This is a genomic window from Pseudomonas sp. BYT-1, assembly GCF_023611805.1.
Taxonomy (GTDB): Bacteria; Pseudomonadota; Gammaproteobacteria; order Pseudomonadales; family Pseudomonadaceae; genus Aquipseudomonas; species Aquipseudomonas guariconensis.
The window spans coordinates 3,005,885-3,031,265 of the sequence record NZ_CP072559.1 but is presented as its reverse complement, the minus strand read 5'-3'; the positions used below and the strand labels follow the sequence as shown (position 1 = coordinate 3,031,265).

The following is a 25,381-nucleotide window of genomic DNA, read 5'->3' as shown; positions in this document are numbered from 1 at the left end:
CCCAGGCCACCCCGCGCTGAAGTGATTCAGGAGGCCGGGTGCGGGGCGAAGCGCTGACGGAACCAGTCGGTGAGCATGGCTTTTTCCGCATACAGGCGATCGCTGCTACTGGCCTGGCGGCCGGGGCGGCTGAGGTACATCTTGTCGCTGACGCGCTCCTGGGCGTGTTTTTCCGGTTGCCCGGGCTGGACGAGGGTGTAGCTCAGGTCGATGCTGGGCCAGGTGATCTCGCGCATGAAGCGCACATCGTAGGCCCGGCTGTGCCACGGCTCGAAGCGCCCGGCCAGGTCGATGTCGCGCACATCGATGCGCAGTTGCTGCCCAGGTTGCAGATAGCGCTGGCCGAGCCTGTGCAGATGCTCGGTGAGGGTCTTGATGACGTACGCATCAGCGCCCCGTTCGTAGCCATGGCTATCGAGGCTGGCATCGCGGAACTGCTCGGGATGATCGAAATGCACGTCCACCTGCGCGGTTGGTGTGCCTTGTGCCATGCTGTTGGAGGCCAGCAGCATCAAGACATAGGAGAGGGTGGTACGCATGATGCACCTCTACGGGCACGGACGGATCGCCTCTCTATTTTACGCCTGCCGCTGGGACAACAGCAGAGGGTGGAAGCAATGAGCCGTTTTCGGCGGGTGAGTGCCAATAACCGTGGCCGCGATCTGGCCGTGGGCGACATCCATGGTCATTTCGAGCGGTTGCAGCGATGCCTGGACGAGGTGGGATTCGATCCTGAGGTGGATCGGCTGTTCAGCGTGGGCGATCTGGTGGACCGGGGGCCGGCCAGCGAGCAGGCGCTGGACTGGTTGGCGCAACCCTGGTTCCACGCGGTACAGGGCAACCATGAGGCGCTCGCCATCGCCCACCTGCGCGGTGGCAGAGTCGATCTGGAGATGTACCGCTCTGCAGGCGGGGGCTGGTTTCTCGACCTTCCTCGTGCCGAACAACAACGCTACGTCGAAGGCTTCGCGCAGATGCCATTGGCGATCGAGGTGCAGACGTCGCTTGGGCTGATCGGCCTCTTGCATGCCGATAGTCCATTTCCCGAATGGTCGACGCTCAAGGCTTTTCTAGAGGCTATGGACGATCCTGAAGTCCGAGAAGTCTGCCAATGGTCGCGTCGACGCCTGCGTGAGGGCGACACCGAGCCGGTCGGTGGCTTGCGCGCCTTGCTGGTCGGCCATACCCCAGTGCTGCGGGTCAAGCAGTTGGGCAACGTCTGGCACCTGGACACCGGCGGCTGGGCCAGCGGCTTTTTCAGTGTGGTGGACCTCAGGACGCTGAGCGTGATCAACCCCAGGCCAGGCGCATGAGCACCGCGCTGGCCAGCAGAATCAACAGCACACCGGAAGCACGCTCCAGCCACGGCAAGACTTGGGCGAAGCGCCGCAGCACCCGGCGATTGCCGATGGCCACCGCCACCAGCAGGTCCCAGCCCAGCACGATTGTGAACATCCACACACCATAGACGAGCTTCCAGCCCGCGCTGCTAGCTGCGAGCATGCTTGCCAGGCTTGCATAGAACAGAGCGTTCTTCGGGTTGAGGATGCCCGAGGTGAAGCCCATTCCCAGGTTCTGTACCCAGCCGTGACCAATACCTACCTCGGCCGATTGCAGGTCGCTGCGCCCGGCATGGCGCAGGAACAGCCCGCCGATATACAGCAAGTAGGCACAGCCGGCCAGTTGCAACGCGATGAACAGCGCGCTGCCCTCCTGCAGAATGGAGACGCCGGTAAAGGCTATGGCGATGAATACGCCGTTGGCCAGGGCGATCCCCAGGCAAGCACCGCTCGCGGTGCGCCAGCCGGCGGTGGCCGAGGCGCGAGCGACGAGGAAGAAATCGGGACCAGGGGAGAGCAGGGCCAGGAAGTGGGCTGCGGCGACGACGAGAAATTGCTCCATGGGTAGGCTTCTGTGGCAAGGAAAGCCGCAGTCTGTCGTCCCAAGCCTTGGGCGGTATTGAAGATAATTGCACGGCGTGTGCTCCAGCGCGCGGAGCGGGTGGGTAGGTTTACCCGCGTGCCCCGACGCCATGTCGATATTGTCCGGGGGTCATGCCCGCGTGCGCCTTGAACACCCGCTGGAAGTGGCTCTGGTCGGCAAAGCCCAGGCGATAAGCCACCTGCGCAAGGTCCTGGCCTTGGCCGAGCAACCCCCGCGCCCGGTTGACCCGCTCATTGAGCAGGTAGGCGTGTGGTGTGAGCCCCGTCGCGGCGCGGAACGCCCGGATCAACTGGTATCGCCCCAACCCGACGTGCCCGGCCAGATGCTCCAGGCTGATTTCGGCCAGCTCGCACGTCTGCAGCATGGCAATCAGCTCGCGCAGGGCTGGGGCGCTCAAGGCAGGGGGCGGGGCAGCATCCAGCGTCGCATGCGCTGCAAAGTCGTGGTCACCGATGAAGGCCACCAACGCGGCTTCCTTCTGCGAGGGTGCCGCGTCGGAAAACAACAATGCATTGAGCTGGCAGAACTGCCGATACACTTCAGCCGAACGCGTGATTCGCGCAGGCGCTCCAGGCTCGGCAGCGCTAACGCCTGACTCCAGTCGCAGGCGTCCCAGCCACTGCGCATCCACATGCACCATCTGATAGCTCCAGGCCTGGCCTGACTCGGGGTTGCAGGCATGCACCCGCTGCGCCGGGACCAGTACCAAGGTGCCGGGCGTCAGGCGCGCCTGGCCGTCGCCCGCGCCGGTGAACCAGCTGAGGCCGGCATCTACCGCACCGATGGAGAACGTCGGATGGCTATGGGCCTTGTAGCAGGCGCGGCTATGGCAGGCGCGCCGGCTTTCCACGAAGGGCAGGGCCGGGTCGCGCCAGATTTCGCTGTTCGAGAGGGTCATGCAGGGCCTGCTTCGCCGAGTGCCGGAGCACGCAGTCTAAACTGCTGGCCACTGTTCCGGCCATTCACTGCGCCACTGTACTTGACGCAATGCACACCCGGCGCGAGGCTGCCGAGGTCCCGAAGGAGAAGAAAAATGGACCTGTCGAGCTTGCTGCTGTTCATCCCCGCCTGTTTCGCCCTGAACATGGCGCCTGGCCCCAACAACCTGTTGTCGCTGCACAACGCCAGCCGCTATGGCCTGCGCACCGCCTGCATGGCCGGCATCGGCCGGTTGCTCGCCTTCAGCGGCATGATCGCCCTGGCTGCCATGGGCTTGGCGGTGGTGTTGCACACCAGCGAATACCTGTTCCTGATCATCAAGGTGCTGGGCGCAGCGTACCTGTTCTACATCGCCTGGCAGCTGTGGCGGGCGCCGGTGGGTGAGGCGGTCGTGGCGAGTGACCATCCACGGGGTACCTGGCGCCTGGCCCGTCAGGAGTTCTGGGTGGCAGCGGGCAACCCGAAAGCCATCCTGATCTTCACCGCATTCCTGCCGCAGTTCGTCTCGGTGGGCAGTGCCATGCCGGTCGCCGAGCAATTCCTCTGGCTGGGCGTTATGTTCCTGCTGCTGGAATGGGCGGCCATCGCGATCTATGCGGGCCTTGGGGCGTACATGCAGCGCTGGTTCGAGCGCCCAGGGCCGCGCCGGGTGTTCAACCGGGTCAGTGCGTCGTTGTTGGGGTGTGCGGGGTTGGGGCTTTTGGCGGCGCGGCGCTGAGGTCAGTCGCGATAGAACGTCTGCACCAGGTGATACCCAAACTTGGTCTTGATCGGCCCATGTACCACGCGCAGGGCCTTCTTGAAGATCACTTGGTCGATGGCGCCTACCAACTGGCCTGGGCGGACTTCGCCCAGGTCGCCCCCGCGTTTGCCCGAGGGGCAGGTGGAGAATTTCTTGGCCAGCACGTCGAAGGCTTCGCCCTTGGCGATCCGTTGCTTGAGCTGTTCGGCTTCGGCAGCGGTCTTGACCAGGATGTGGCGGGCTTGGGCTTTCATGGGACACCTGTGCTTCGGGCAAAAAAGGGCGCCATTATGCCTGATCGCGCAGCTCTGCGCGGTCTCGGAATTGCGCCAGGGCTTCGGGGTTGGCCAGGGCGTCGGTGTTCTTCACCGGCAGGCCATGGACCACGTTGCGGATCGCCAGCTCCACCAGCTTGCCGCTGATGGTGCGCGGGATGTCGGTGACCTGAACGATCACGGCTGGAACATGACGGGGCGTGGTGTATTGACGGATCACCTGGCGAATGTGCTGGCGTAGGGCATCGTCCAGTTGCAGCCCCTCGCGCAGGCGCACGAACAGGACTACGCGCACGTCGTTGTGCCAGTCCTGGCCGATGGCGACGCTTTCGACCACTTCCTCGACCTTTTCCACCTGGCGGTAGATTTCCGCCGTGCCGATGCGCACACCGCCGGGATTGAGCACCGCGTCCGAACGGCCATGGATGATCATGCCGCCCTCAGCGTTCTGCTCGGCGTAATCGCCCTGGGCCCAGACGCCGGGGTACTGACTGAAGTAGGCATCGTGGTAGCGGCTGCCGTCGTTGTCACCCCAGAAGCCCACTGGCATGGACGGGAAGTTGCGGGTGCAGACCAGCTCGCCTTTCTCGCCGATCACGGGCTGGCCGTGCTCGTTCCACACCTCCACAGCCATGCCCAGGCCTTTGCACTGGATCTCGCCACGGCGTACCGGCAGCACGGGGTTGCCGAGCACGAAGCACGAGACGATGTCGGTGCCGCCAGACATCGAAGCCAGGCACAGGTCGGGTTTGATCTTGCGGTAAACGTAGTCGTAGCTGTGGGGCGAGAGCGGTGAGCCGGTGGACATGATCAGGCGCAGGCTGTTCAGACGATGGCTTTTGGCAGGCTCGAGGCCTTCCTGCTCCAGGGCGGCCAGGTATTTGGCGCTGGTGCCGAAAGCGTGGATGCGTTCGGCGTCGATCAGGTCGAGCAGACGCTGTGGGCCTGGGTGGAAGGGCGAGCCATCGTACAGCACCAGGGTGGCCCCGACCGCCAGGCCGCTGGCTAGCCAGTTCCACATCATCCACCCGCAAGTGGTGTAGTAGAACAAGACGTCGTCGGCCTTGAGGTCGTTGTGCAGGCCGTGCTCCTTCAGGTGTTGCAGCAGTACGCCGCCGGCGCGGTGGACGATGCACTTGGGCACGCCGGTGGTGCCGCTGGAGTAGAGGATGTACAGCGGGTGGTCGAACGGCAGGGCGGTAAAGCGCGGTTCACCACCGGGTTGGTAGAAGTCGCCCCACAGGCTGACGCGCGGGGCAGTGAATTCTTCGCAGTGGGTGTGTGAGCGGGTGTAGGGCACTACCAACAAGTGTTCGAGCTGGGGCAGTTGGGCGGTGACCTGGTTGATCTTTTCGACTTGGTCGATGGTCTTGCCGGCGTACTGGTAGCCGGCGCAGGCGATCAGAAGCTTTGGGGCGATCTGACCGAAGCGGTCGATGATGCCGTGAAGGCCGAACTCCGGTGACGAACTGGACCAGATCGCGCCGAGGCTGGTGCAGGCGAGCATGGCGACCAAGGTTTCCCAGGTGTTGGGCATCACCGAAGCGATTCGGTCGCCGGCCTGGATGCCCAGGGCCTGCAGGGCTTTCTGCATGCCGGCCACATGGGCCGCCAATTGTGCGTGGCTCAGCACCTGGCGCTGGCCGTCCTCGCGTACGGCGACCACGGCGGGGCGGTCATCGCGCCGCATCAGCAGGTGTTCGGCGTAGTTCAAGGTGGCACCGGGGAACCAGTGCGCATCCGGCATCTGTGGACCTTCGCTGAGGGCCTGGGCGGGCGGGGTGTGCCACTGGACGTGGAAATAGTCGGAAAGGGTCTGCCAGAAAGCCGGGCGTTGCTCGATGCTCCAGCGGTGCAGCGCGGCGTAGTCATTGAGCTGGAGGTTGTAGCGCAGGTTTACTTGGCGGCGGAAGACGTCCATCCGGCTGGCCTGGTTCTGCGCCGTGGAGGGGCGCCAGAGCACATCGTTCATGCCGAAACCTCCCACTTTCGATGGAATCCAGAGCCTGTAGGAGCGGGCGAATCCGCTCCTGCAGGGGCTGCGCCTAAAGTGCCGATGCGCAGCCAAATGGCTTTGGCTTTTACTCCACTTTAGCCTTTTGTACGTCCGGCGATGCCGACCAGATGCGATAACGCACTTCGATGTCCTTGGGCACGTACAGCACGACCGGCAGCTTGCTGTTGTAACGCAGCATGAAGCCTTCACCGACCACCGGCACGAAGGCCTCGGTCTTCTTGCCGTCCGGGCAGGCCATCAGTGTGCTGGCGGGGCCACCGACTTTTTCCAGCCGGTAGTAGCTGTAGCCCCAGCCTTCGAGGTTGTGTTCCTCGAGGCTGCCGGCCAGGCGCTGGCGGTTGCAATCGACGGTGAGGGTCTTGCCGGCGAGGATTTCCAGTTGGTAGGCCGACTCGTCGGTTTGGGCCGGCAGGTGGATGACCTGCCGGGTGAAGCCTTTTTCCGCCTCAGGGTAGGGCGCGACGTCTTTGAGCCCGGCGGCCATCACAGGCGCGGCGGCGGCCAAGGTCAGGGAAAGAATCGCGGTCAGTGGGAATGGGCGCATAGGGCCTCCTTGCAATTGAAAACGAATGCAAGACCGCGCCAGATCCCGGCTGCCCCTCACTGGGCCAGCCAACCGCCATCGACGTTCCAGGCGGCGCCACGGACCTGGCTACCGGCCTCGCTGCACAGGAACAATACCAGCTCTCCCAAGTGCTGGGGCGTTACAAAGGCCACGGAAGGCTGCTTTTCGGCCAAAAGATCGTGCTGCGCTTGCTGAGGGTCGACACCGGCTGCGGCGCGGTCGTCGATCTGTTTCTGCACAAGCGGGGTCAGTACCCAGCCGGGGCAGATGGCGTTGCACGTGACGTTGCTGGTGGCCGTTTCCAGGCCTACGACTTTGGTCAGGCCAACCACTGCGTGCTTGGCAGCCACGTAGGCGGCCTTGCCGGTGGACCCCACCAGGCCGTGCACCGAGGCGATGTTGACGATCCGCCCCCAGCCACGTGCCCGCATGCCCGGCAAGGCAAGCCGGATGCCGTGGAAGACAGCCGAAAGGTTCAGCGCGATGATCTTGTCCCAGGTCTGCACAGGGAACTGCTCCACCGGCGCCACGTGCTGGATGCCGGCGTTGTTGACCAGGATGTCCACGCCGCCGAACTCGCGCTCGGCCAGGGCGAACAGCGCCTCGATCTGGGCCACGTCAGACAGGTCCGCGGGGTGGTGGATCACCTTGACCCCGTGGCGGGCGATTTCGGCGAGTGCCGGGGCCGGGTCGCCGAAGCCATTGAGCAGGATATTCGCCCCAGCGCCGGCCAGCACCTGGGCGATACCCAGGCCAATGCCGCTGGTGGAGCCGGTGACCAGTGCTGTCTTGCCTTTGAGCGTCATGCAGATCTCCTTAGACGATGCCGGTGGCGTAGAAGGTGGCGATGACCACGAAAACTGCCAGGGTCTTGATCAGGGTAATACCGAAAATGTCCTTGTAGGCCTCGCGGTGGGTCAGCCCGGTGACCGCCAGCAAGGTGATCACCGCGCCGTTGTGCGGCAAGGTATCCATGCCGCCGCTGGCCATGGCGGCCACACGGTGCAGGACCTCCAGCGGGATGTTCGCGGCGTGGGCTGCGGCGATGAAACTTTCGCTCATGGCCGCCAGGGCGATGCTCATGCCTCCGGAGGCGGAGCCGGTGATGCCGGCGAGCAAGGTGACGGTCACAGCCTCATTGACCAGGGGATTTGGGATGGCGCGCAGGGCATCGGCCAATACCAGAAAGCCCGGTAGCGAGGCGATCACCGCGCCGAAGCCATACTCCGAGGCGGTATTCATGGCCGCCAACAGCGCACCGCTGACGGCGCTCTTGGTGCCCTCGGCCAAGCGTTGGCGGATGGCGCCGAAGGCGCATACCAGCACCATCAGGATGCCCACCAGCAAGGCCGCCTGCACTGCCCAGATCGCGGTGAGCTTGGCCACATCGCTTTGCACCGGCGCACTCATGCCTGGCAGCTGCAACGTATGCGTGGCGCCATACCAGTGAGGAATCCAGTGGGTGAACACCAGGTTCATCACGCCCACCATCACCAAAGGCGACAACGCCAGCCAAGGGTTGGGCAGGGCCAGGTCGTCGGCGGTTTCCGGTTCGTTGCGCAGGTCATTGCCATAGCCTTCGCCGGCGCGCTGTGCCTTGTTGCGCTGGCGGCGCAGGTAAAGCATGCCGACGCTGAACACGAACAGTGTGCCGATCAGCCCCAGCCAGGGCGCGGCCCAGGCCGTGGTGTTGAAAAAGGTGCTGGGGATGATGTTCTGGATCTGCGGGGTGCCGGGCAGGGCGTCCATGGTGAAAGAGAACGCGCCCAAGGCGATGGTCGCCGGGATCAGGCGTTTGGGAATGTTGCTCTGGCGGAACATCTCGGCCGCGAACGGGTACACCGCGAACACCACCACGAACAACGATACGCCGCCGTAGGTGAGCAGCGCGCACACCAGAACGATCACCAGCATGGCCTGGCGTGTGCCCAGCAAGCCAATGGCGGCGGCGACGATCGAGCGCGAGAAGCCGGAGAGTTCGATCAGCTTGCCGAACACAGCACCGAGCAAGAACACCGGGAAGTACAACTTGATGAAGCCGACCATTTTTTCCATGAACACGCCCGTGAAGGTCGGGGCCACAGCCGCAGGGTCGGTGAGCAGGACAGCGCCGAGGGCGGCAATGGGGGCGAAGAGAATGACGCTGTAGCCGCGATAGGCAGCCAACATCAACAGGGCCAGGGCAGCGAGGGCGATGAGCACAGTCATCGAGGGTGTCTCCAAGTCGTTGTTTTTATGGTTGACCGAGGAGATAGCGGGATTCGTGCCAGATTTGTAACGTATTGATTTGTAAGGGTTTTATCGAATTATTGCCTGCAGGTGTCTCACAATCGAGACTCTGCAGGCGCTGGCGAGGCCTGCAATGGACCGCAAAAACGGTCTTACAACAATGTCTCTAGCTAGAGACTTAGGTCTCTTTATAGAGACTGAACCCCCAAGGCGATCATCTTCTTGTACAGCGTAGACCGCCCCAACCCCAGCGCCTTCGCGGCCTGCGGTACATTCCCGGCGCAACTGGCCAGGGCATCGGCGATCAATTTGCGCTCGAATGCCTCGCACGCCTCCCGATACCTCTGAGGTACTGCACCCGCTGGCGCGACGGGGCTCAACGGCCCCAGCGCCGAGCGCACATCGTCCACTCCCAGGCGCGGCTGATCCGCCAGCAGCGTCGCACGCTCCAGCACATTGCGCAGTTCACGGATATTGCCAGGCCAGGCGTGGCGTGCCAGCAATGCCTGGGCGTCGGGCTCGAGCTCGTACTGAGTGCCAAGCTCGGCCAGGATTGCCTCGCACAGCGCCGGCAGATCGCCCAGGCGTTCGCGCAGGGGCGGTACCTCGATGGGCAGCACGTTGAGCCGGTAGTACAGGTCGGCGCGAAACGCGCCGCTGGCCATGGCCGCCTGCAGATCGATGGAGGTGGCGGCAATGATGCGTACATCGCTGCGCAGCATCTGGTTTGAGCCGACCGGTTCGTATTCCTTCTCCTGCAATACCCGCAGCAGCTTGCTTTGCAGGGCCAATGGCATATCGCCGATCTCGTCGAGAAACAGCGTACCACCCTCGGCCAATTGCAGCTTGCCGCTGCGCCCCTTGCGGTCGGCCCCGGTGAAGGCGCCAGGAGCGGTGCCGAAGAATTCGGCCTCCAGCAGCGTTTCGGGAATGGCCGCGCTGTTGACGCTGACGAACGCCTTGTGCGCCCGGGCCGAGGCAGCATGGATGGCATGGGCCAGCAGCTCCTTGCCGGTGCCGGTTTCGCCCAGTAGCAATACCGGGGAATCGCTGCCTGCACCACGGCGCGCCCTGCGCTTGGCCTCCAGGCTCGCGGCGCTGGTGCCGACGAACTGGGCGAAGCTGTACTTGGCCTGGCGTGCGCGCAGTTGCGAGCGGGTCGAGGCCAGTTCCTGCTGCATGCTCGCGTAGCGCTTGAGCAGCGGGGAGAGGCTGCGCAGTTCATCGAACAGGGCAAAGCCGATGGCGCCGATCAGCTCGTCGCGATCGTCATGGATGGGCAGGCGCATCACCACCAGCGGCTCGTTGGGTGTGTCGAGCATGTCCAGCAGGATCGGCCGGCCATTGCTTACCACATCGCGCATCAGGCTGCCCGGGATCACCGCCTCGCAGGGCTGGCCAATGGCGCTGGCCGCATCGGGCAGGCCGAAACGCCGGGCGTAGCGCTCATTCATCCAGACGATCCGTGCCTGGCGATCGACGATCACCGTGCCTTCGCTGGACTGCTCGATGATCTCGAACAGCGAGCGGATCGCCAGTTGCCGAACCTGGGGATAGTCCTTGAGGCTGTCGCTTTCTTGCATGGGCTGGGCCTTTGAAATGCAGTGGCGGTGATTATGACGACTGTCGGCCAGACTGGCGAAGACCCATCGACCGCTAGGCCCGTGGATCGAACGCCTCACGCAGTGCATCGCCAATGAACACCAGCAACGATAGGATCAACGCCAGGGCAAAGAATGCGGTAAAGCCCAGCCAAGGCGCCTCCAGATGCTGCTTGCCCTGGGTCACCAGTTCCCCCAGCGAAGCGCTGCCCGCCGGCATGCCGAAGCCAAGAAAATCCAAGGCGGTGAGGGTGGTGATAGCCCCGGTGAGCATGAACGGCACGTAGGTGAGCGTGGCCGTCATCGCGTTGGGCAGAATATGCCTGAGCATCACTTGCCCGTCCGACAGCCCCAGGGCACGCGCGGCTTTGACGTACTCCAGGTTGCGCCCGCGCAGGAATTCGGCGCGTACCACATCCACCAAGGTCAGCCAGGAAAACAGCGCCATGATCCCCAGGAGCCACCAGAAGTCCGGCTCGACAAAGCCACTGAGGATGATCAACAGGTACAGCACCGGCAAACCCGACCAGACCTCCAGCAAACGCTGGCCCAACAAATCCACCCAGCCACCGTAGTACCCCTGCACGGCCCCAGCGGCAATGCCGATCAGTACGCTGAGCACGGTCAAGGCGAAGGCGAACAACAGCGATACCCGTGTGCCGTACAGCACCCTGGCGAGCACATCGCGCCCTTGATCGTCGGTGCCGAGCCAGTTGCTGGTGCTGGGCGGGCTGGGGGTAGGCACCTGCAGGTCGTAGTTGGGCGTGTCGGCACTGAAAGGGATCGGCGCGAACAGCATCCAGCCGCCCTGTCCTGCGATCAACTGGCGTACGTAAGCGCTGCGGTAATCGGGCTGGAACGGCAACTGGCCACCGAACTGTTGCTCGGTGTAACGCTTGAGTGCCGGCGTGTACAGCTCGCCTTTGTAGACGAGCAGCAGCGGTTTGTCGTTGGCCACCAGTTCCGCGCCCAGGCTGAGCACCAGGATAGCGGCGAACAGCCACAGCGAGCACCAACCCAGGCGATTGCGCCGGAAACAGCGCCAACGACGAAGCGCGACGGGCGAAAACATCAGCGGCCCCTTGCATCGAAATCGATGCGCGGGTCGAGCACGGTATAGCTCAGGTCACCGATCAAGCGAATCAACAGCCCTGCCAGGGTGAAGATGAACAGGGTGCCGAACACCACCGGATAATCCCGCGAGACCGCGGCCTCATAGCTCAGTCGGCCCAGGCCATCGAGGGAGAAGATCACCTCGATCAGCAAGGAGCCGGCGAAGAACACCGTGATCAACGCCTGGGGCAGCCCGGCCAGCACCAGCAGCATGGCGTTGCGCAGTACATGCCCGTACAGCACCCGGCGCTCGCTCAGGCCCTTGGCCCGCGCGGTGATCACGTACTGGCGGGAGATCTCGTCGAGAAAGGCATTCTTGGTCAGCAAAGTGAGGGTGGCGAAGCCGCCGATCACCAACGCCCCGACCGGCAGCACCAAGTGCCAGAAATAGTCGGCGACCTTGCCCAGCAGGCTGAGCTGGTCGAAGTTCTCCGAGACCAGCCCGCGCACCGGGAACCAGTTCAGCGAGGTGCCACCGGCGAACAGCACGATCAACAGCAAGGCGAACAGGAACGAGGGCAGGGCATAACCGATGACGATCAGCGCGCTGCTCCAGGCATCGAAGCGGCTACCGTGGCGCACGGCCTTGCGGATACCCAGCGGTATCGACACCAGGTAAGTGATCAAGGTGGCCCACAGGCCGAGCGAGACCGTCACTGGTAGTTTGTCGAGAATCAGGTCGGTGACCTTGGCGCCGCGGAAGAAGCTTTGGCCGAAGTCCAGTCGAGCGTATTGGCCCAGCATCAGCCACAGGCGTTCGGGGGCCGACTTGTCGAAGCCATACTGGCGCTTGATCTCTTCGATGAGTTTGGGGTCCAGGCCGCGGCTTGCGCGGGACTCGCCATGCACAGTCTCGACCCGCGCCCCCGGCGTGCCGCCACCGATACCTTGCAGACGCGCCACGGCCTGTTCCACCGGCCCGCCGGGGGCGGCCTGGACGATCACGAAGTTGACCAGCAGGATCGCCAGCAAAGTCGGGATGATCAGCAACAGGCGACGCAGGATATAGGCTGTCATGGGCTGGCCTTCTGGCGCTCGGCCATCTGTGCGTTGGTCAGCGGCGTCGGGCTGATCTCCCACCAAGTATCCAGGCCTTCATCGTAGGCCGGCTGGACCTTGGGCAGGCCGAAGCGGTTCCACCAGACGGTCGAACTGCCCGGTGGGTAGTAGTTGGGAATCCAGTAGTAGTTCCATTGCAGCACCCGGTCCAGAGCATGGGCGTGGCGCAGCATGTCGGGCTGGGTGTCGGCCCGCACGAGGCCGTCGAGCAGGGTATCGACGGCCGGGTCGCGCAGCACCATGAAATTGTTCGACCCGGGGTCTTCGGCCGAGGCCGAGCCGAAGTAGTTGTACAACTCGCTGCCCGGGGAGAGCGTGACCGGATAGCCGGTGACGATCATGTCGTAGTCGCGGGCCATCAGGCGGTTGACGTACTGGGCGGAGTCGACATTGCGGATGTTCAGGGTGATGCCGATCTGCGCCAGGTTGCGTTTCCAGGGCAGCAGCAGGCGTTCGAGCCCCGACTGGCCATTGAGAAAGGTGAAGCTCAGCGGCTCACCGTTGGCGTTCACCAACCGATCACCGTCGGGGCGCCAGCCGGCGGCCTCGAGCAGGGCCAGGGCCTGCAGCTGTTGGGGGCGGATGATGCCCGAACCGTCGGTCACCGGCGCGCTATAGACCTGGCTGAAGACTTCATCGGGGATTTGGCCGCGCAACGGTTCGAGCAGTTTCAGTTCCTGGGCGTCGGGCAAGGCGCGGGCGGCCAGCGGGGTATTGGAGAACACGCTTTGCTGACGGATGTACAGGTTGCGCATCATCTGCCGGTTGCTCCATTCGAAGTCCCAGAGCATGGCCAGTGCCTGGCGCACGCGCCGATCCTGGAACATCGGCTGCTTCAGGTTGAACACGAAGCCCTGGGCCGTCTGAGGCTTGGACGGGCCGAGGTGGGCGCGTTGCAGGCGCCCATCGTCCAGCGCGTCACCCTTGTAGCCCAAGGTGAAGGCCGTGGCGGAGAACTCGCGGTTGTAGTCGAACCCGCCGCCGCGCAACACCTGGCGGGCGACTTCTGTGTCGCCGAAATACTCGATGCGGATGCTTTGGAAATTGTAGCGGCCTCGACTGGCCGGCAGGCTGGCGGCCCACCAGGTGGGGTCGCGCTCGAACGTGATGCTGCGGCCATTGTCGATCCGGCCGATGCGGTAGGGCCCGCTGCCGACGGGTCTGTCGAAGCCGGCGCCGTTGGCGAAATCGCGGTGCTGCCAGTCGTGCTCGGGCAGCACCGGGAGGGTGGCGAGGTCCAGGGCCAAGGTGCGGCCATGGGGTTGTTTGAAATCGAAACGCACCTGCCGCGGACCCTCGATCGTGAGCTGGGTGACCTCGGCGAACTGGGTGCGATAGCGCAGACTGCCTTTGTTCATCAGCAGGTCGAAGGTAAAGCGCACGTCCTCGGCGCGCACCGGCTTGCCATCGGCGAACGTCGCGCGCGGGTCGATCTCAACGCGCAGCCAGGCGTCCTCTGGGCCACGCTCCATGCGCCGAGCAATCAAACCATAGACGGTGTAGGGCTCATCGAATGAGCGCTGCGCCAGAGGCGCATACAACCAGCCATCGACTTCGCTGACACCGATGCCTTTATCGATGTACGGCAGGACATGGTCGAACTGCCCGATCTCCAGGGCTGAACGCCGCAGGCTGCCACCCTTGGGGGCATCGGGGTTGACGTAGTCGAAGTGGCGGAAGGATTCGGGATAACGCGGGGCCTCACCGTAGGCAGTGAGTGCGTGGGTGGGGGCGGCGTGGGCTGCGAGGGCCGTGCACAGCAAGAGCAGACCCCACATGCACTGTGGGAGCAGGCTTGCCCGCGAAGGCGTCCGTGCTGGCAACCCGGTTGCCGACGGGACGACGTTCGCGGGCAAGCCCGCGCCCACAGAGGACATCACCGGGACCGCAGGCTCAGTCCTGACGGCTGGTCACTTCGAGCAGGTGGTAGCCGAACTGGGTCTTGACCGGGCCTTGCACGGTGTTGACCGGGGCGCTGAAGACGACGGTGTCGAATTCCTTGACCATCTGGCCTGGGCCGAAGGAGCCCAGGTCGCCGCCTTGGCGGCTGGATGGGCAAGTGGAGTTGGCCTTGGCGACTTCGGCGAAGTCGGCACCAGCTTCGATCTGTGCTTTGAGTTCGTTGCACTTCTCGAGGCTGCTGACCAGGATGTGGCGGGCGGTGGCACGGGCCATGGGGTACTACTCCTTGGGTGAAAAAAACAAGCCTAGCGCACTTGTTCGGCAAATGTCTCGCCAGGCTTGGTGTACCGGTCACAAACGCTCGGCCGCCCGGCGCAGCAGCGCCTCGGTGGCGTCCCAGCCCAGGCAGCCATCGGTGATCGACACGCCGTACTTGAGCGGGCCCTTGCCCAGCGTCTGGCAGCCATCGAACAGGTGGCCTTCGAGCATCATGCCGATGATCGCCCGGTCACCTTGCAGGCGCTGCTCCAGCACCTCCTCGAATACCGCGGGCTGGCGGGCCGGGTCCTTGCCGCTGTTGGCGTGGCTGCAATCGACCAGGACACGCCCGGTCAGGCCGGCCTTGGACAGGCCCTGGCGTGCCTGGGCAATGCTCGAGGCATCGTAGTTCGGGCCCTGGTGGCCGCCGCGCAGCACCAGGTGGGTGTCAGGGTTGCCCAAGGTTTCGATGATCGCCGGGTAGCCTTGGGCATCCATGCCGAAATGGCGGTGCGGGTGGGCGGCGCTGCGCATGGCGTCGCAGGCGATGCCGACGCCCCCGTCGGTGCCATTCTTGAAGCCCACGGGCAGTGCCAGGCCGCTGACCATTTCGCGGTGGATCTGCGATTCGGTGGTACGCGCGCCGATGGCGGCCCAGCTGAGCAGGTCGTCGAAGTAGCCGGCGGCCATCGGTTGCAGCAACTCGGTGGCGATCGGCAGGCCGCGCTCGATCATGTTCAGCATCAGCCCGCGAGACAGCGCGAGGCCGCCATGCATGTCATCGCTGCCGTCCAGGTGCGGATCGTAGGCCAGGCCTTTCCAGCCGACCGTGGTACGGGGTTTTTCGACGTAGGCGCGCATCACCAGCAGCAGTTTGTCATCGACTTCGCGGCTCAGGGCGGCCAGGCGGTCGGCGTATTCCAGGGCCGAACGTGGATCATGGATCGAGCATGGGCCGACGATCACCAGCAGGCGCGGGTCGAGGCCGTCGAGGATGGCGCGCACGGCTTGGCGATGTTGCTGGACTTGCTGGGTCAGGGCAGTGCTCAGCGGCATTTGCTGCTTGAGCAGGTGCGGTGAGGGCAGACGTTGGCTGACGGCGGTGTTGGCAGCCTGGGGTTGGGTCAGGGGCAGGGCGAGGTTCGACGATTGCATGGCGTTTTTCCCTGGGCGGACGGCGGGTTCAGGCCCGCGTGGTCGGCCCTATCGAGGTGTTCGACAGATATTCGGTTTATGACTGCGTGCAGCATTGCCACCAGTGGACGACCGAACGGAGGCGGCAGGCTGGCCCGAACGGGATTGGCTAAATCGCCAGGCGTAGGTGTCGGCGTAGTAATAAGCGATGGTGTTCATGTCTGTTTCCTCAATGTGAATCGGTGTTTTCTAGAAGCCTGAAACGCAAAACCCCCGGTCGGGGGGCCGACCGGGGGTTTGAGTATTCTCGTGTTCGGCGGCCCCTCGAAGGTGGGCGCCGTGTGGGTATCAGCGGCGCCTAGTGGCTAAACCAATACCCAAAATAAAAGCTGGCAACGGCCTGGCAGACAGCAACGGCCAGCACTGGGCGCGCGGTGCGACCGGTGAGGTTGGCGTGGTTGCGGATGCTGTGGGTCATGTTGCTCTCCAATGAATGAGCCCGAGCTTACTGCACCTCAAACAGGATGTTCAATGACTAAATGCTATGGCTCCGATCATTTTTGCAGCCCATCCAAGGCTCGGTCAGCAAGCGGAGCTGGCGAAGCCTGCGATGGGCCGCATCCCTCGATGAAACTCAAAGGGCGTAATGCTTGAGTTCCCGCGCAATCAGCATTCTCTGGATCTCGCTCGACCCCTCGTAGATCTGCGTGATCCGCGCATCACGGTAGTAACGCTCAACCGGATAGTCCTCCAGATAGCCGTAGCCGCCATGCACCTGGATGGCCATGGAGCACACGCGCTCGGCCATTTCCGAGGCGAACAGCTTGGCCTGGGAGGCTTCGGACAGACACGGCTTGCCGGCACTGCGCAGGCGTGCGGCATGCAGGATCAACAGGCGCGTAGCGTTGATCTGCACCTGCATGTCCGCCAGCAGGTTGGCGATGCTCTGGTGTTCGTTGATCGGCTTGCCGAACTGAATGCGGTCGCGCGAATAGACCAGGGCCGCTTCGAATGCCGCCCGGGCGATACCCAGCGCCTGCGCTGCGATGCCGATGCGTCCGCCCTCGAGATTGGACAATGCGATGGCCAGGCCCTTGCCCCGTTCGCCCAGGATGTTGGCGGCGGGGATACGGCAATTGTCGAGGGTCACCGCGCAGGTATCGGAGGCGCGGATCCCCATCTTGTGCTCGCTGCGGTCCACCTTGAAACCCGGGTTGTCGGTCGGCACCAGGAAGGCCGACAGGCCTTTCTTGCCAGCCTCAGGGTCGGTCACGGCAAAGACGATGGCCAGCCCTGCGCGGCGGGCATTGCTGACGAACTGCTTGGCGCCGTTGATGACCCAATGGCCGTCGACCAGCTCCGCGCGGGTGCGCAGGTTGTGGGCTTCGGAACCGGCCTGGGGCTCGGTGAGGCAGAAGCAGCCGATCACCTCGCCGCTGGCCAGGCGCGGCAGCCAGGCCTGTTGCTGTTCGGGCGTGCCATAGGCCAGCAGCGGGCCACAGCCAACCGAGTTGTGGATGCTCATCATCGCGCCGGTGGCGCCGTCACCAGCGGCGATCTCTTCCACGGCCAGGGCATAGGCCACGTAGTCGGTATAGCTACCACCGAAGTCTTCCGGCACGACCATGCCGAGCAGGCCCAGCTCGCCCATCTTGCGCACCACGGCATCGTCGATCCAGGCGGCCTTTTCCCAGGCCTGGGCATTGGGCGCGATTTCGCCACGGGCAAAATCCCGGGCCATGTCGCGGATCATGATCTGCTCTTCGCTCAGTTCCAGGTCTTGCATCTGTGTACTCCCCGGCTCACAGGCCTTCGAAGAATTGGTTCACCCGCTTGGGATCGAGCCCGGTGAGGGTCGGCGGGTTCCAGCGTGGCTGCTTGTCCTTGTCGATGATCAGGGCGCGCACGCCCTCGATGATGTCGCCGTACTCGAACCACTGACGGTCTAGGTGCAGCTCCATTGCAAAGCATTCCTCCAGGCTCAGGTGGCGGCCGCGACGCAGCATCTCCAATGTAACGGCCATGGCCAGGGGCGAGCGGCTTTCCAGCTGATCGGCGGTGGCCAAGGCCCATTGGTGGCTGTCGCCGATGCTCACGGTGCGCAGTTGCTCGAGCATGCTGGGCACGTCGGGCAGGGCGAAGAAATGGTCGATCACAGGGCGCAAACGGGCCAGCGGGGCATCGTCGAGTGTCTGGGTACCGAGCTTGGCCAGCAGGCCCTGGAGGTCCTTGAGGGGGTGGTCGCCGAATGTCAGTTTGTCCAGGCCCGCGTCCAGGGCGGCGATCTTGTCGCTCTCCAGGAACCAGTCGGCCAGGCCACAGTACAGCGCGTCGGCGGCCTGGATCTGTGCGCCGCTCACGCCCAGGTAGGTGCCCAGCTCGCCGGGTACGCGCGAAAGGAAGTAACTGCCGCCGACATCGGGGAAATAACCGATGGCCACTTCCGGCATGCCCAGGCGGCTGCGCTCGGTGACGACGCGCATGTCGGCGCCTTGGGCCAGGCCCATGCCTCCGCCGAGGGTGAAGCCGTCCATCAGAACCAGCACCGGCTTGCGGTAGTGGTGGATGCTCAGGTCGAGGGCATATTCCTCGACGAAGAAGTCTTGATACAGGCTGCTGCCGGCCTTGTAGCTGTCGTGCAGCGAGCGGATGTCGCCGCCGGCGCAGAAGCCCTTGGGCCCTTCGCCGCGCAGCACCACGGCATGGACCTGGGGATCGGCCGCCCATTGGTCCAGGTGATGCTGCAGGCTGCGCACCATGTCGAGGGTGAGGGCGTTGAGGCCGGCAGGGCGGTTGAGCGTCAGATGGCCGATGTGATTGCGGATTTCGGCCAGGACATGGGCCTCGGAATGAGCGTGCGCGGTCATGATCGCGGTCTCCCTGCTTTGTTATTGATTTTCCAAGTGAAGTCTGGAAGTTGCGCTGGAGGATCGCAGGATCCTGTCATGCGAATATGCCATGCACAATTGGTAAATCTGCAGTGGGTTTCTGCATTTTTACCTGATGCGCTGCTTCCAGAGGCGTTTCTCCACAGCAAGCAGGGCCGTCTCAGTCGCCGGTCGCTTGCTTCGGGGTGTTGCCTGCAACCTCGGTTTGCGGCCGTGTGCGGCTGACCCACCAGCCGAACACGGCGGCGGTGAAGAACATGATCAGGCTATAGAGTGCTGCAGGCACGGCCATGGTCGGGTTGTTGAGCAGCGACGGGCTCAAGGCCAGCGCGATGGCCAGGGTACCGTTATGGATGCCGATTTCCATGCCGATCGCGATCGCCTGACGCCGTGGAATGTTCAGCAGACGCGGGACCCAGTAGCCCACGCCGAGGCTCAGCAGGTTGAACAGCAGCGCCGCGCCACCGACCACCGGCGCGTACTGGACGACGGTCTGCCAGTCCTTGGCCAAGGCCAGCGCGATGGTGAAGGCCAGAAACAGCGCTGCCACCAGTTTCATGGGTTTTTCCATCCGGGCGGCGAATGTGGGCGCGGCGCGGCGGATCAGCATGCCCAAGGCGACCGGCAGCAGGACAATGGCGAACACCTGCATGACTTTGGCAAATTGCAGGGGAATGGCCTGGTCCGAGGCCATGAACCAGGCCAGCGACAGATTCACCAGCAGCGGCATGGTCAGGATGGCGATCAGCGAGTTGACCGCCGTGAGGGTGATGTTCAATGCCACATCGCCGTGGGCCAGATGACTGAACAGGTTGGCCGTGGTCCCGCCCGGGGAGGCGGCCAGCAGCATCAGGCCTACCGCCAGGGCCGACTCGAGGCCAAAACCATTGGCGATCAGAAAACACACCAGCGGCAGCAGCACGATCTGGCAGGCCAGGCCGATGATCACAGGTCTTGGGTATTTCACCACCCGGGTGAAATCGGCCAGGGTCAACGACAACCCCAGACCCAGCATGATGATCCCCAGGGCGATGGGCAGGATAGCGGTGAGCAACGGCGAGGCGGTCATGGCGGCATTCCTTTGGCAAGTTCAAAGGAGTCTAGCCGCAAGTTGGCGACAGCCCGATTGCAGGCCAAACGGCGATCACCGAGGCGATTTGCCGCTTGAAGCTTGCCTGCCGCCCCTCTAGCATGCCCGTTTTTACCGAGGATTAGCCCCCTATGCCGTTCCAGCAAGGTCTGCTCGCCAAACCCGTGCCGGCCCACGCCCGTCACCTGTTCTTCTCCCTGCACTCGGTCGAGGCGCTGCCCGCCGTGCTGGACGCCTTGCTGCCGCAAGTCGATGGGCAGAGCTTGATCCTTGGTGTGGGTACCCCCTTGGTCAAGGCGCTGGGCCGCGACGTACCGGGCCTGCGTGCCTTCCCGCAGTTGGATGCCGTGGTCGAGAACCCCAGCACCCAGCACGCCCTGTGGTTGTGGTTGCGCGGCGCGGAGCGAGGCGAGCTGTTCCTGCAGGCCCAGGCGTTGGAGCAGACGTTGGCCCCGGCGCTGCGCCTGGTCGATAGCGTCGACGGTTTCCTGCACCGCGGTGGCCATGACCTGAGCGGCTATGAAGACGGCACCGAGAACCCGGTGGATGACGACGCCGTCGAGGCTGCCATCGTCGCCAGCGAGCAGCCGGGTCTTGCCGGCTCCAGCTTTGCTGCGTTCCAGCTGTGGAAGCACGACCTGAACTACTTCAAGTCGCTGCCCCAGCAAGAGCAGGACAACATCATTGGCCGTCGCATGAGCGACAACGAAGAGCTGGATGACGCCCCCGCATCGGCCCACGTCAAACGCACCGCCCAGGAAAGCTTCGCCCCCGAAGCGTTCGTCGTGCGTCGCTCGGTGGCCTGGGCGGACGAGCGTGGCGCCGGCCTTGCCTTCGTGGCCCTGGGCCATTCGCTGGATGCCTTCGAGGTGCAGCTGCGACGCATGAGCGGGCTGGAGGATGGCATCATCGATGGCCTGTACCGCTTCAGCCGTCCGCTGACCGGTGGCTACTACTGGTGCCCGCCGATGGGCGAGGCGGGGCTGGATCTGAGCCTGTTGCTGCAGGCCTGACGGCAATGGCCGCCGGCGAAGCCCGGCGGCCTTTCGTTACGCGCATCCTCCATCGGTGAATTGCGCCTCTTCGCACTCTCTAGCGGCTTCCCCCTGCACAGAAACAAGCTTGGCGCGCCAAATAAGCGCTCGCCGCTTATTTAATGCCACCGGTCTGGCAAGTGTCCTAATAAAGCGAATCCCCTTAAGTGGCCGTACTCCCACGTAATGTACGGCCCGGCGCCGTGCATCCCTTCAGCCACAAAAGGTGAAAGACCATGGCTAACAAAGAGACCAGCAAAAGCGGCAGCCAGGGCGGATCGAAAAACCCAGGCAACTTCGCTAACGACCGGGAGAAAGCCTCCGAAGCCGGCCGCAAAGGCGGGCAGCAATCCGGCGGTGGCCGGTCGAGCGACTCCAGCCGCAAGGGCGGCCGCTCGTAAGCAAGGCAACGCAGTGCCGGGCCTGCCTGGCACTGCGATCAACTGGCCAGGAGGACACGCCATGCGAATAGCTCCAATGCTTTGCCTGTTGGGCGGCCTGACGCTGCTCGGCGGCTGTTTCGATCGCGACGACGACCACCCGGCGAAGGATGCTGACCCCAGCAAGCCTTCGTTGCAAATGCAACAACCTGACAAGTCGGCCACCGAGCCTGCTCCCCAATCGCAACCGATGCCATCCCAGGATCCAGACAATTGATCGCGAGGAGTAAGGCATGAGGGTGATGACCTGCGAGACCACCGTCCCGGTGATGCCGGCCCCGAGCCAGAGCCTGGAGCGGCGCTACCAGGCCTTGTTGGCGGGGCGATGCACCGATGGCCAGCAGTGGCTGGAAGACCAACTCGATCGCGCCGACGCGCTGTCGGATGATCTGCCTGCTTCTCCTGCGCAGCTGGACCACTGGTCCGCCTGCCGTGCCGCCAGCGTGGCCGAGCAGTATGCGCTGTATCTTCAGGCACGGCGTCAAGGGGGGCCGCGCCGATACTTTGCCAATCGATCCCAGGCTTTGTGGTTTTTGCAACAGGTTGCGCCAACCAAGGCTGTCGACGGTGCTTGGCTGCAGGGTGTCCTGCATCATTGGCATGACCCGCGCTACCACGGCCTCATTCGTACCTACCTCGAAGAACTCGGCGAGGGCGACCCGCGTTGCAATCACGTGCTGATCTACCAGCGGCTGCTCAGTCGTGTGGGGTGTCAGGAGCTGTTGCCCTTGCCCTCGGCGCGTTATCTGCAGGGCGCTTTGCAATTGGCTTTGGGACAGCACTTCGATGCCTTCCTGCCTGAGGTGATCGGCTACAACCTGGGCTACGAGCAACCCCCATTGCACCTGTTGATCACCACCCATGAACTGGCGGAATTGGGCATCGATGGCCACTATTTTCAGCTGCATGTGACCATCGACAATGCCGCCAGCGGTCATGCCCGCAAGGCGATCCATGCGCTACGCCAACTCTGGCCGGGGCAAGAGGGTGAGGCGTTCTACCGACGCGTCCGGCGTGGCTATCGCCTGAACGACCTGGACACCGACACGCCCAGCCTGATCGCCAGCTTCGACCTGGAGGGCGAACTGCTCGCTGCCTTGGAGCGCAAGCGCCTGTTCGGTCAGCGCATGCATTCAGACCATTGCCGGTTGCAGGGGCGCACCCTCAACCAGTGGCTGAGCGCTCCGGGCGCCATGCCGGGCTTGCTCAAAGCGTTCGAGCAGCACGGTTGGGTGCGCCGCGGCGAAGATCCAGCCAACAGCCGCTTGTGGAAATTGATCGAGGGGCCTGACGCGGCCATGTTCGGCGTGTTCAGCGCCTACGAGAAGCAACTGTGGCACGACTGGATCGCCCAGCACTGGGAAGGCAACGCTGTGCGTCGCGTACTGCCAGGCAGTTGGCAGCTCGACTTCGCTCCGGATGATGCGTCGCTCGACCAGGCGCCGGTGCAAGACCTGATTGCGCGCATGTCCGGCAATGGCCACGCCTCGCCCGAGGGGCTGCGCGCCACCCGCGCCTACATCCAGGCCACTGGCCTTGCCCAGGAGGAGCCCTACTGATGCAACTGAACCCGGAACAGGTCCAGGCCGATCAAGCCCTGCTGCAACTGGGGCGGCGCCTGCGCGCGGACGGTTATCGCTTCACCTGCGTGACCCCTGCAACCCATGCCCGCAACAACGCCCGTGAAGGCAGCGAGCGGGCCCGCACGCTGCGCGACGTCTTCGGTTGGAGCCGGCCATTTGCGCCTGGGTTGATCTCGGCCGATGAGTTGCAGCAGTTGCAGGCGGCCCAAGTGTTGACGGGCGAGGGTGATCTGCTGCGCAGCACCGTGCGCTGGTCGAGCCTGGACGACTTGCTGCTGGTGCATTCGGCGTTTCCCACCGACGCCAGTGATGCGGTGTTCTTCGGCCCGGACAGCTACCGCTTCGCCCAGGTCATTCATGACCACCTACAGCGCACCCCGAAACCCGTGCAACATGCCGTGGACATCGGCTGCGGCACCGGCGTCGGCGCCTTGCTCATCGCCCGTGCCGCGCAGCATGCGCAGGTCAGCGCGGTGGACATCAACCCGCTGGCCTTGCGCTACACCGCCATCAACGCGGCGCTGGCCGGTGTGGGCAATCTCTCGGTGGAGCCGAGCGACCTACTCGACGGTATCAGCGGCACATTCGACCTGATCGTGGCCAACCCGCCTTATATGCTCGATGCCAGCGAACGCGTGTATCGCCATGGTGGCGGGGCGCTGGGCGCGCAGTTGTCCTTGCGCATCGTCGAACAGGCATGTGAGCGCCTCAGTCCAGCAGGCACTTTGCTGCTCTATACGGGGGTGGCCATCGTCGAGGGACGCGATGCCTTGCTCGAAGCCATCCGCCTGCGCCTGGCAGGGCCGCAATGGAGCTGGGTATACCGGGAAGTGGATCCGGACGTGTTCGGCGAACAATTGCTGGAACCGGGCTACGAACGGGTCGAGCGCATCGCCGCGGTGGCCCTGACCGTGACACGCAATGGGTGAGGGCGTGCAGCAGCCTTTGAGTTTTGGCATCGAGGAGGAATACCTGCTGGTGGAACTGCGCAGCGCGCGGGTGCTGGCCACCCCTTCGCTAGCGGTGGCCAGGCGCTGCCGAGAAGTCATGGGCAAGTATTTTGCCGAGGAGATGTTTCGCAGCCAGATCGAAGTCGCCTCGCCGGTGTTCACCCACCTGCACGAGGCGCAGGGCTTTCTGCTCGACAGCCGGCAGCGCCTTGGCAAGGCATTGGCCCAGGAAGGTGTTGGCCTTTACTGCGCCGCCAGCCATCCCAGCGCCCAGTGGTTGCGCCAGCGCGCCCGGACCACACCGCACTATCGCCAAGTGTTCGATGACTACCAGCACGTGGCCCGGCGCAGCCTGTTGTCCGGGCTGCATGTTCATGTGGGCGTGCCCCCCGGGTGCGATCGGATTCAGTTGATCAATCGCTTGCTGTACTGGCTGCCGCTGTTTCTGGTGCTGAGCACTTCATCGCCCTTGTGGGGCGGCCAGGATACCGGCTTCATGAGCTATCGACGGGTGATCTGCGCCGAGTGGCCGCACATGGAGCTGCCGGAGCCATTGGCGGATTGGGAGGCGTACCAGCGCTACCGGGCTTTGCTGGAGCGTACCGGTGCTTTGGCAAAGGAAGGGGACTTCTGGTGGGCGATTCGCCCGTCGCGGCGGTTTCCCACGGTGGAGTTGCGCATCTGCGACGCCTGTCCACGGCTGGAGGATGTGCTGTGTATCGCTGGCCTGTTCCGTCACCTGGTACAAGGCCTGGCGGTGGACCACTACGACGCCACGCCGGTCAACCGTGAAGTGCGCTGGATCACCCAGGAAAACTATTGGCGGGCCAAGCGCCATGGTCGGCACGGGCAGTTCATTGGCGTCCACGATCAGGCGCAGGTGACTGCCGAGGGCTGGCTGGCCCAGCTGCTGGCGCAGTTCCCGGCGGACACGCTGGATGCCCAGCGTGCAGCGCTTGAGGCCCAGCGCATCCTGCGCGAAGGCACCAGCGCCGACCGCCAGCTCCATTGCCTGGAGCAGGCCCGAAGTGGCGGGCGCGATGTGCGCCAGGCCCTGCATGCGGTGGTCGATCAGGTGTTGGCAGAAGGTGCCCAGCAGAGCGCTTCGAACCCCGTTGGCGGGTAAACCTGCGAAGAAGACGGTGGATGTCTAAGCAAACGCCAGAGATCTGGCTTATTGCTCTTTGATGATCGAGATCTTGCCGTTGCGTTCGACAATGGCGTAGCGGATCTGCTCTACCGTCTCGATACCCTGGCTGTCGCGCGCCGATTCGAGGACATCATCCTCGGTCAGGCGGGCCTTGCGCATTCGCCCATGCAAAAAACGCCCGTGCTCGACCACCAGCGTGGCATGGCCATCCAGCACCCGGGCCAGGCGCCTGGAATTGAGCTTGGCCAGTGACAGCCCGACGTCCAGCACGATCAAGGTGGCGATCACCAGCATGGCATTGATGAAGGAAAAGTCTTCGCCCAACAAGGCCTGCTGGGTCGCTTCGCCGATGATCATCAACAAGACGAAATCGAAGGTGGTCAGGTCGCTCAGGGAGCGGCGACCGGCGATGCGAAACAGCAGCATCAAGGCAAGGTACATGCCGGCGGCGCGCAGAATCGAGTCCAT

Annotated in this window: 25 protein-coding genes and 1 pseudogene; 8 read left to right on the top strand and 18 right to left on the bottom strand. The window is 64.1% G+C overall.

What is annotated here, in order from left to right:
- Positions 1 to 26 precede the first annotated feature (26 nt).
- Positions 27 to 539 carry a DUF3016 domain-containing protein gene (locus J5X93_RS14135; protein ID WP_182943171.1) on the bottom strand — a complete coding sequence of 171 codons (513 nt, stop codon included), beginning with the start codon at positions 537 to 539 and terminating at the stop codon, positions 27 to 29.
- 78 nt (positions 540 to 617) lie between these two features.
- Here J5X93_RS14135 and J5X93_RS14130 point away from each other — a divergent pair, with 78 nt between their 5' ends.
- A complete protein-coding gene (locus J5X93_RS14130) occupies positions 618 to 1,313 on the top strand; it encodes a metallophosphoesterase (protein ID WP_043211895.1) in 696 nt (231 codons plus the stop codon).
- Here J5X93_RS14130 and J5X93_RS14125 read toward each other — a convergent pair.
- Together J5X93_RS14125 and J5X93_RS14120 are read right to left on the bottom strand one after the other, a co-directional pair.
- Entirely contained in the window at positions 1,291 to 1,902 is a 612-nt protein-coding gene (locus J5X93_RS14125; RefSeq protein WP_182943173.1) for a LysE family translocator, read from the bottom strand. The genes J5X93_RS14130 and J5X93_RS14125 overlap by 23 nt on opposite strands.
- Before the next feature lie 109 nt (positions 1,903 to 2,011).
- Positions 2,012 to 2,842 carry an AraC family transcriptional regulator gene (locus J5X93_RS14120; RefSeq protein ID WP_102082063.1) on the bottom strand — a complete coding sequence of 277 codons (831 nt, stop codon included), beginning with the start codon at positions 2,840 to 2,842 and terminating at the stop codon, positions 2,012 to 2,014.
- 135 nt (positions 2,843 to 2,977) lie between these two features.
- On the opposite strand from J5X93_RS14120, the gene J5X93_RS14115 reads away from it, so the two are divergent.
- Positions 2,978 to 3,601: a LysE family translocator gene (locus tag J5X93_RS14115; protein ID WP_043211899.1), complete on the top strand. Its 624-nt coding sequence runs from the start codon at positions 2,978 to 2,980 to the stop codon at positions 3,599 to 3,601.
- Between the two features lie 2 nt (positions 3,602 to 3,603).
- On the opposite strand, the gene J5X93_RS14110 is transcribed toward J5X93_RS14115, so the two are convergent.
- From J5X93_RS14110 to J5X93_RS14045, 14 genes are all read right to left on the bottom strand, one after another.
- Positions 3,604 to 3,879, bottom strand: coding sequence for a peptidylprolyl isomerase (locus J5X93_RS14110; RefSeq protein WP_043211902.1), 276 nt, complete (start codon positions 3,877 to 3,879; stop codon positions 3,604 to 3,606).
- Between the two features lie 34 nt (positions 3,880 to 3,913).
- Positions 3,914 to 5,872: an acetoacetate--CoA ligase gene (locus J5X93_RS14105; protein ID WP_182943175.1), complete on the bottom strand. Its 1,959-nt coding sequence runs from the start codon at positions 5,870 to 5,872 to the stop codon at positions 3,914 to 3,916.
- A 109-nt stretch (positions 5,873 to 5,981) separates the two neighbouring features.
- On the bottom strand, positions 5,982 to 6,461 hold the full coding sequence (eco, locus tag J5X93_RS14100; RefSeq protein ID WP_043211906.1) for a serine protease inhibitor ecotin: 480 nt from the start codon (positions 6,459 to 6,461) through the stop codon (positions 5,982 to 5,984).
- A gap of 56 nt (positions 6,462 to 6,517) precedes the next feature.
- Positions 6,518 to 7,288 carry a 3-hydroxybutyrate dehydrogenase gene (gene hbdH, locus J5X93_RS14095; protein WP_090342933.1) on the bottom strand — a complete coding sequence of 257 codons (771 nt, stop codon included), beginning with the start codon at positions 7,286 to 7,288 and terminating at the stop codon, positions 6,518 to 6,520.
- Between the two features lie 10 nt (positions 7,289 to 7,298).
- A complete protein-coding gene (locus J5X93_RS14090; RefSeq protein WP_070573453.1) occupies positions 7,299 to 8,690 on the bottom strand; it encodes a GntP family permease in 1,392 nt (463 codons plus the stop codon).
- A 209-nt stretch (positions 8,691 to 8,899) separates the two neighbouring features.
- Positions 8,900 to 10,294: a sigma-54 interaction domain-containing protein gene (locus J5X93_RS14085; protein WP_182943177.1), complete on the bottom strand. Its 1,395-nt coding sequence runs from the start codon at positions 10,292 to 10,294 to the stop codon at positions 8,900 to 8,902.
- Between the two features lie 73 nt (positions 10,295 to 10,367).
- Complete coding sequence (locus tag J5X93_RS14080) at positions 10,368 to 11,384, bottom strand: ABC transporter permease (RefSeq protein WP_043214529.1); 1,017 nt, start codon at positions 11,382 to 11,384, stop codon at positions 10,368 to 10,370.
- On the bottom strand, positions 11,384 to 12,442 hold the full coding sequence (locus J5X93_RS14075; RefSeq protein WP_090342928.1) for a microcin C ABC transporter permease YejB: 1,059 nt from the start codon (positions 12,440 to 12,442) through the stop codon (positions 11,384 to 11,386). The genes J5X93_RS14080 and J5X93_RS14075 overlap by 1 nt, the downstream gene beginning before the upstream one ends.
- Entirely contained in the window at positions 12,439 to 14,361 is a 1,923-nt protein-coding gene (locus J5X93_RS14070) for an extracellular solute-binding protein (protein ID WP_182943179.1), read from the bottom strand. The genes J5X93_RS14075 and J5X93_RS14070 overlap by 4 nt, the downstream gene beginning before the upstream one ends.
- A 16-nt stretch (positions 14,362 to 14,377) precedes the next feature.
- Positions 14,378 to 14,659 (bottom strand): peptidylprolyl isomerase, encoded by a 282-nt coding sequence (locus J5X93_RS14065; protein WP_043214523.1) that lies wholly within the window; start codon positions 14,657 to 14,659, stop codon positions 14,378 to 14,380.
- Positions 14,660 to 14,737: 78 nt separating this feature from the next.
- Complete coding sequence (locus J5X93_RS14060; RefSeq protein WP_043214521.1) at positions 14,738 to 15,799, bottom strand: 3-deoxy-7-phosphoheptulonate synthase; 1,062 nt, start codon at positions 15,797 to 15,799, stop codon at positions 14,738 to 14,740.
- 613 nt (positions 15,800 to 16,412) lie between these two features.
- On the bottom strand, positions 16,413 to 17,564 hold the full coding sequence (locus tag J5X93_RS14055) for an acyl-CoA dehydrogenase family protein (RefSeq protein ID WP_043214520.1): 1,152 nt from the start codon (positions 17,562 to 17,564) through the stop codon (positions 16,413 to 16,415).
- Between the two features lie 16 nt (positions 17,565 to 17,580).
- Positions 17,581 to 18,645 (bottom strand): enoyl-CoA hydratase/isomerase family protein, encoded by a 1,065-nt coding sequence (locus tag J5X93_RS14050; protein ID WP_090342922.1) that lies wholly within the window; start codon positions 18,643 to 18,645, stop codon positions 17,581 to 17,583.
- Positions 18,646 to 18,826: 181 nt separating this feature from the next.
- On the bottom strand, positions 18,827 to 19,735 hold the full coding sequence (locus tag J5X93_RS14045; RefSeq protein ID WP_090342920.1) for a bile acid:sodium symporter family protein: 909 nt from the start codon (positions 19,733 to 19,735) through the stop codon (positions 18,827 to 18,829).
- A 152-nt stretch (positions 19,736 to 19,887) separates the two neighbouring features.
- Between J5X93_RS14045 and J5X93_RS14040 the strand changes: the two genes are divergently transcribed.
- The 6 genes and pseudogenes from J5X93_RS14040 (at position 19,888) to J5X93_RS14015 (ending at position 24,889) form a co-directional block, all read left to right on the top strand.
- Positions 19,888 to 20,769 carry a Dyp-type peroxidase gene (locus tag J5X93_RS14040; protein WP_043214515.1) on the top strand — a complete coding sequence of 294 codons (882 nt, stop codon included), beginning with the start codon at positions 19,888 to 19,890 and terminating at the stop codon, positions 20,767 to 20,769.
- 302 nt (positions 20,770 to 21,071) lie between these two features.
- Positions 21,072 to 21,191 (top strand): annotated as a pseudogene (locus J5X93_RS14035) (KGG domain-containing protein); the annotation flags it as partial.
- A gap of 61 nt (positions 21,192 to 21,252) precedes the next feature.
- Positions 21,253 to 21,447, top strand: a complete 195-nt coding sequence (locus J5X93_RS14030) for a hypothetical protein (protein WP_043214511.1) — start codon at positions 21,253 to 21,255, stop codon at positions 21,445 to 21,447.
- A 16-nt stretch (positions 21,448 to 21,463) separates the two neighbouring features.
- A complete protein-coding gene (locus tag J5X93_RS14025) occupies positions 21,464 to 22,789 on the top strand; it encodes an iron-containing redox enzyme family protein (protein WP_182943181.1) in 1,326 nt (441 codons plus the stop codon).
- A complete protein-coding gene (locus J5X93_RS14020; RefSeq protein WP_043214506.1) occupies positions 22,789 to 23,742 on the top strand; it encodes a methyltransferase in 954 nt (317 codons plus the stop codon). The genes J5X93_RS14025 and J5X93_RS14020 overlap by 1 nt, the downstream gene beginning before the upstream one ends.
- Before the next feature lie 4 nt (positions 23,743 to 23,746).
- Positions 23,747 to 24,889 (top strand): carboxylate-amine ligase, encoded by a 1,143-nt coding sequence (locus J5X93_RS14015; RefSeq protein ID WP_182943183.1) that lies wholly within the window; start codon positions 23,747 to 23,749, stop codon positions 24,887 to 24,889.
- Between the two features lie 48 nt (positions 24,890 to 24,937).
- Here J5X93_RS14015 and J5X93_RS14010 read toward each other — a convergent pair whose 3' ends face one another.
- On the bottom strand, positions 24,938 to 25,381 hold the full coding sequence (locus J5X93_RS14010; RefSeq protein WP_043214504.1) for a DUF421 domain-containing protein: 444 nt from the start codon (positions 25,379 to 25,381) through the stop codon (positions 24,938 to 24,940).

Bases quoted from the DNA above. Each gene is read 5' to 3' on its own strand.
- J5X93_RS14135 (WP_182943171.1), bottom strand. From the start codon at position 539: ATGCGTACCACCCTCTCCTATGTCTTGATGCTGCTGGCCTCCAACAGC.
- J5X93_RS14130 (WP_043211895.1), top strand. From the start codon at position 618: ATGAGCCGTTTTCGGCGGGTGAGTGCCAATAACCGTGGCCGCGATCTG.
- J5X93_RS14125 (WP_182943173.1), bottom strand. From the start codon at position 1,902: ATGGAGCAATTTCTCGTCGTCGCCGCAGCCCACTTCCTGGCCCTGCTC.
- J5X93_RS14120 (WP_102082063.1), bottom strand. From the start codon at position 2,842: ATGACCCTCTCGAACAGCGAAATCTGGCGCGACCCGGCCCTGCCCTTC.
- J5X93_RS14115 (WP_043211899.1), top strand. From the start codon at position 2,978: ATGGACCTGTCGAGCTTGCTGCTGTTCATCCCCGCCTGTTTCGCCCTG.
- J5X93_RS14110 (WP_043211902.1), bottom strand. From the start codon at position 3,879: ATGAAAGCCCAAGCCCGCCACATCCTGGTCAAGACCGCTGCCGAAGCC.
- J5X93_RS14105 (WP_182943175.1), bottom strand. From the start codon at position 5,872: ATGAACGATGTGCTCTGGCGCCCCTCCACGGCGCAGAACCAGGCCAGC.
- eco (WP_043211906.1), bottom strand. From the start codon at position 6,461: ATGCGCCCATTCCCACTGACCGCGATTCTTTCCCTGACCTTGGCCGCC.
- hbdH (WP_090342933.1), bottom strand. From the start codon at position 7,288: ATGACGCTCAAAGGCAAGACAGCACTGGTCACCGGCTCCACCAGCGGC.
- J5X93_RS14090 (WP_070573453.1), bottom strand. From the start codon at position 8,690: ATGACTGTGCTCATCGCCCTCGCTGCCCTGGCCCTGTTGATGTTGGCT.
- J5X93_RS14085 (WP_182943177.1), bottom strand. From the start codon at position 10,294: ATGCAAGAAAGCGACAGCCTCAAGGACTATCCCCAGGTTCGGCAACTG.
- J5X93_RS14080 (WP_043214529.1), bottom strand. From the start codon at position 11,384: ATGTTTTCGCCCGTCGCGCTTCGTCGTTGGCGCTGTTTCCGGCGCAAT.
- J5X93_RS14075 (WP_090342928.1), bottom strand. From the start codon at position 12,442: ATGACAGCCTATATCCTGCGTCGCCTGTTGCTGATCATCCCGACTTTG.
- J5X93_RS14070 (WP_182943179.1), bottom strand. From the start codon at position 14,361: ATGTCCTCTGTGGGCGCGGGCTTGCCCGCGAACGTCGTCCCGTCGGCA.
- J5X93_RS14065 (WP_043214523.1), bottom strand. From the start codon at position 14,659: ATGGCCCGTGCCACCGCCCGCCACATCCTGGTCAGCAGCCTCGAGAAG.
- J5X93_RS14060 (WP_043214521.1), bottom strand. From the start codon at position 15,799: ATGCAATCGTCGAACCTCGCCCTGCCCCTGACCCAACCCCAGGCTGCC.
- J5X93_RS14055 (WP_043214520.1), bottom strand. From the start codon at position 17,564: ATGCAAGACCTGGAACTGAGCGAAGAGCAGATCATGATCCGCGACATG.
- J5X93_RS14050 (WP_090342922.1), bottom strand. From the start codon at position 18,645: ATGACCGCGCACGCTCATTCCGAGGCCCATGTCCTGGCCGAAATCCGC.
- J5X93_RS14045 (WP_090342920.1), bottom strand. From the start codon at position 19,735: ATGACCGCCTCGCCGTTGCTCACCGCTATCCTGCCCATCGCCCTGGGG.
- J5X93_RS14040 (WP_043214515.1), top strand. From the start codon at position 19,888: ATGCCGTTCCAGCAAGGTCTGCTCGCCAAACCCGTGCCGGCCCACGCC.
- J5X93_RS14030 (WP_043214511.1), top strand. From the start codon at position 21,253: ATGCGAATAGCTCCAATGCTTTGCCTGTTGGGCGGCCTGACGCTGCTC.
- J5X93_RS14025 (WP_182943181.1), top strand. From the start codon at position 21,464: ATGAGGGTGATGACCTGCGAGACCACCGTCCCGGTGATGCCGGCCCCG.
- J5X93_RS14020 (WP_043214506.1), top strand. From the start codon at position 22,789: ATGCAACTGAACCCGGAACAGGTCCAGGCCGATCAAGCCCTGCTGCAA.
- J5X93_RS14010 (WP_043214504.1), bottom strand. From the start codon at position 25,381: ATGGACTCGATTCTGCGCGCCGCCGGCATGTACCTTGCCTTGATGCTG.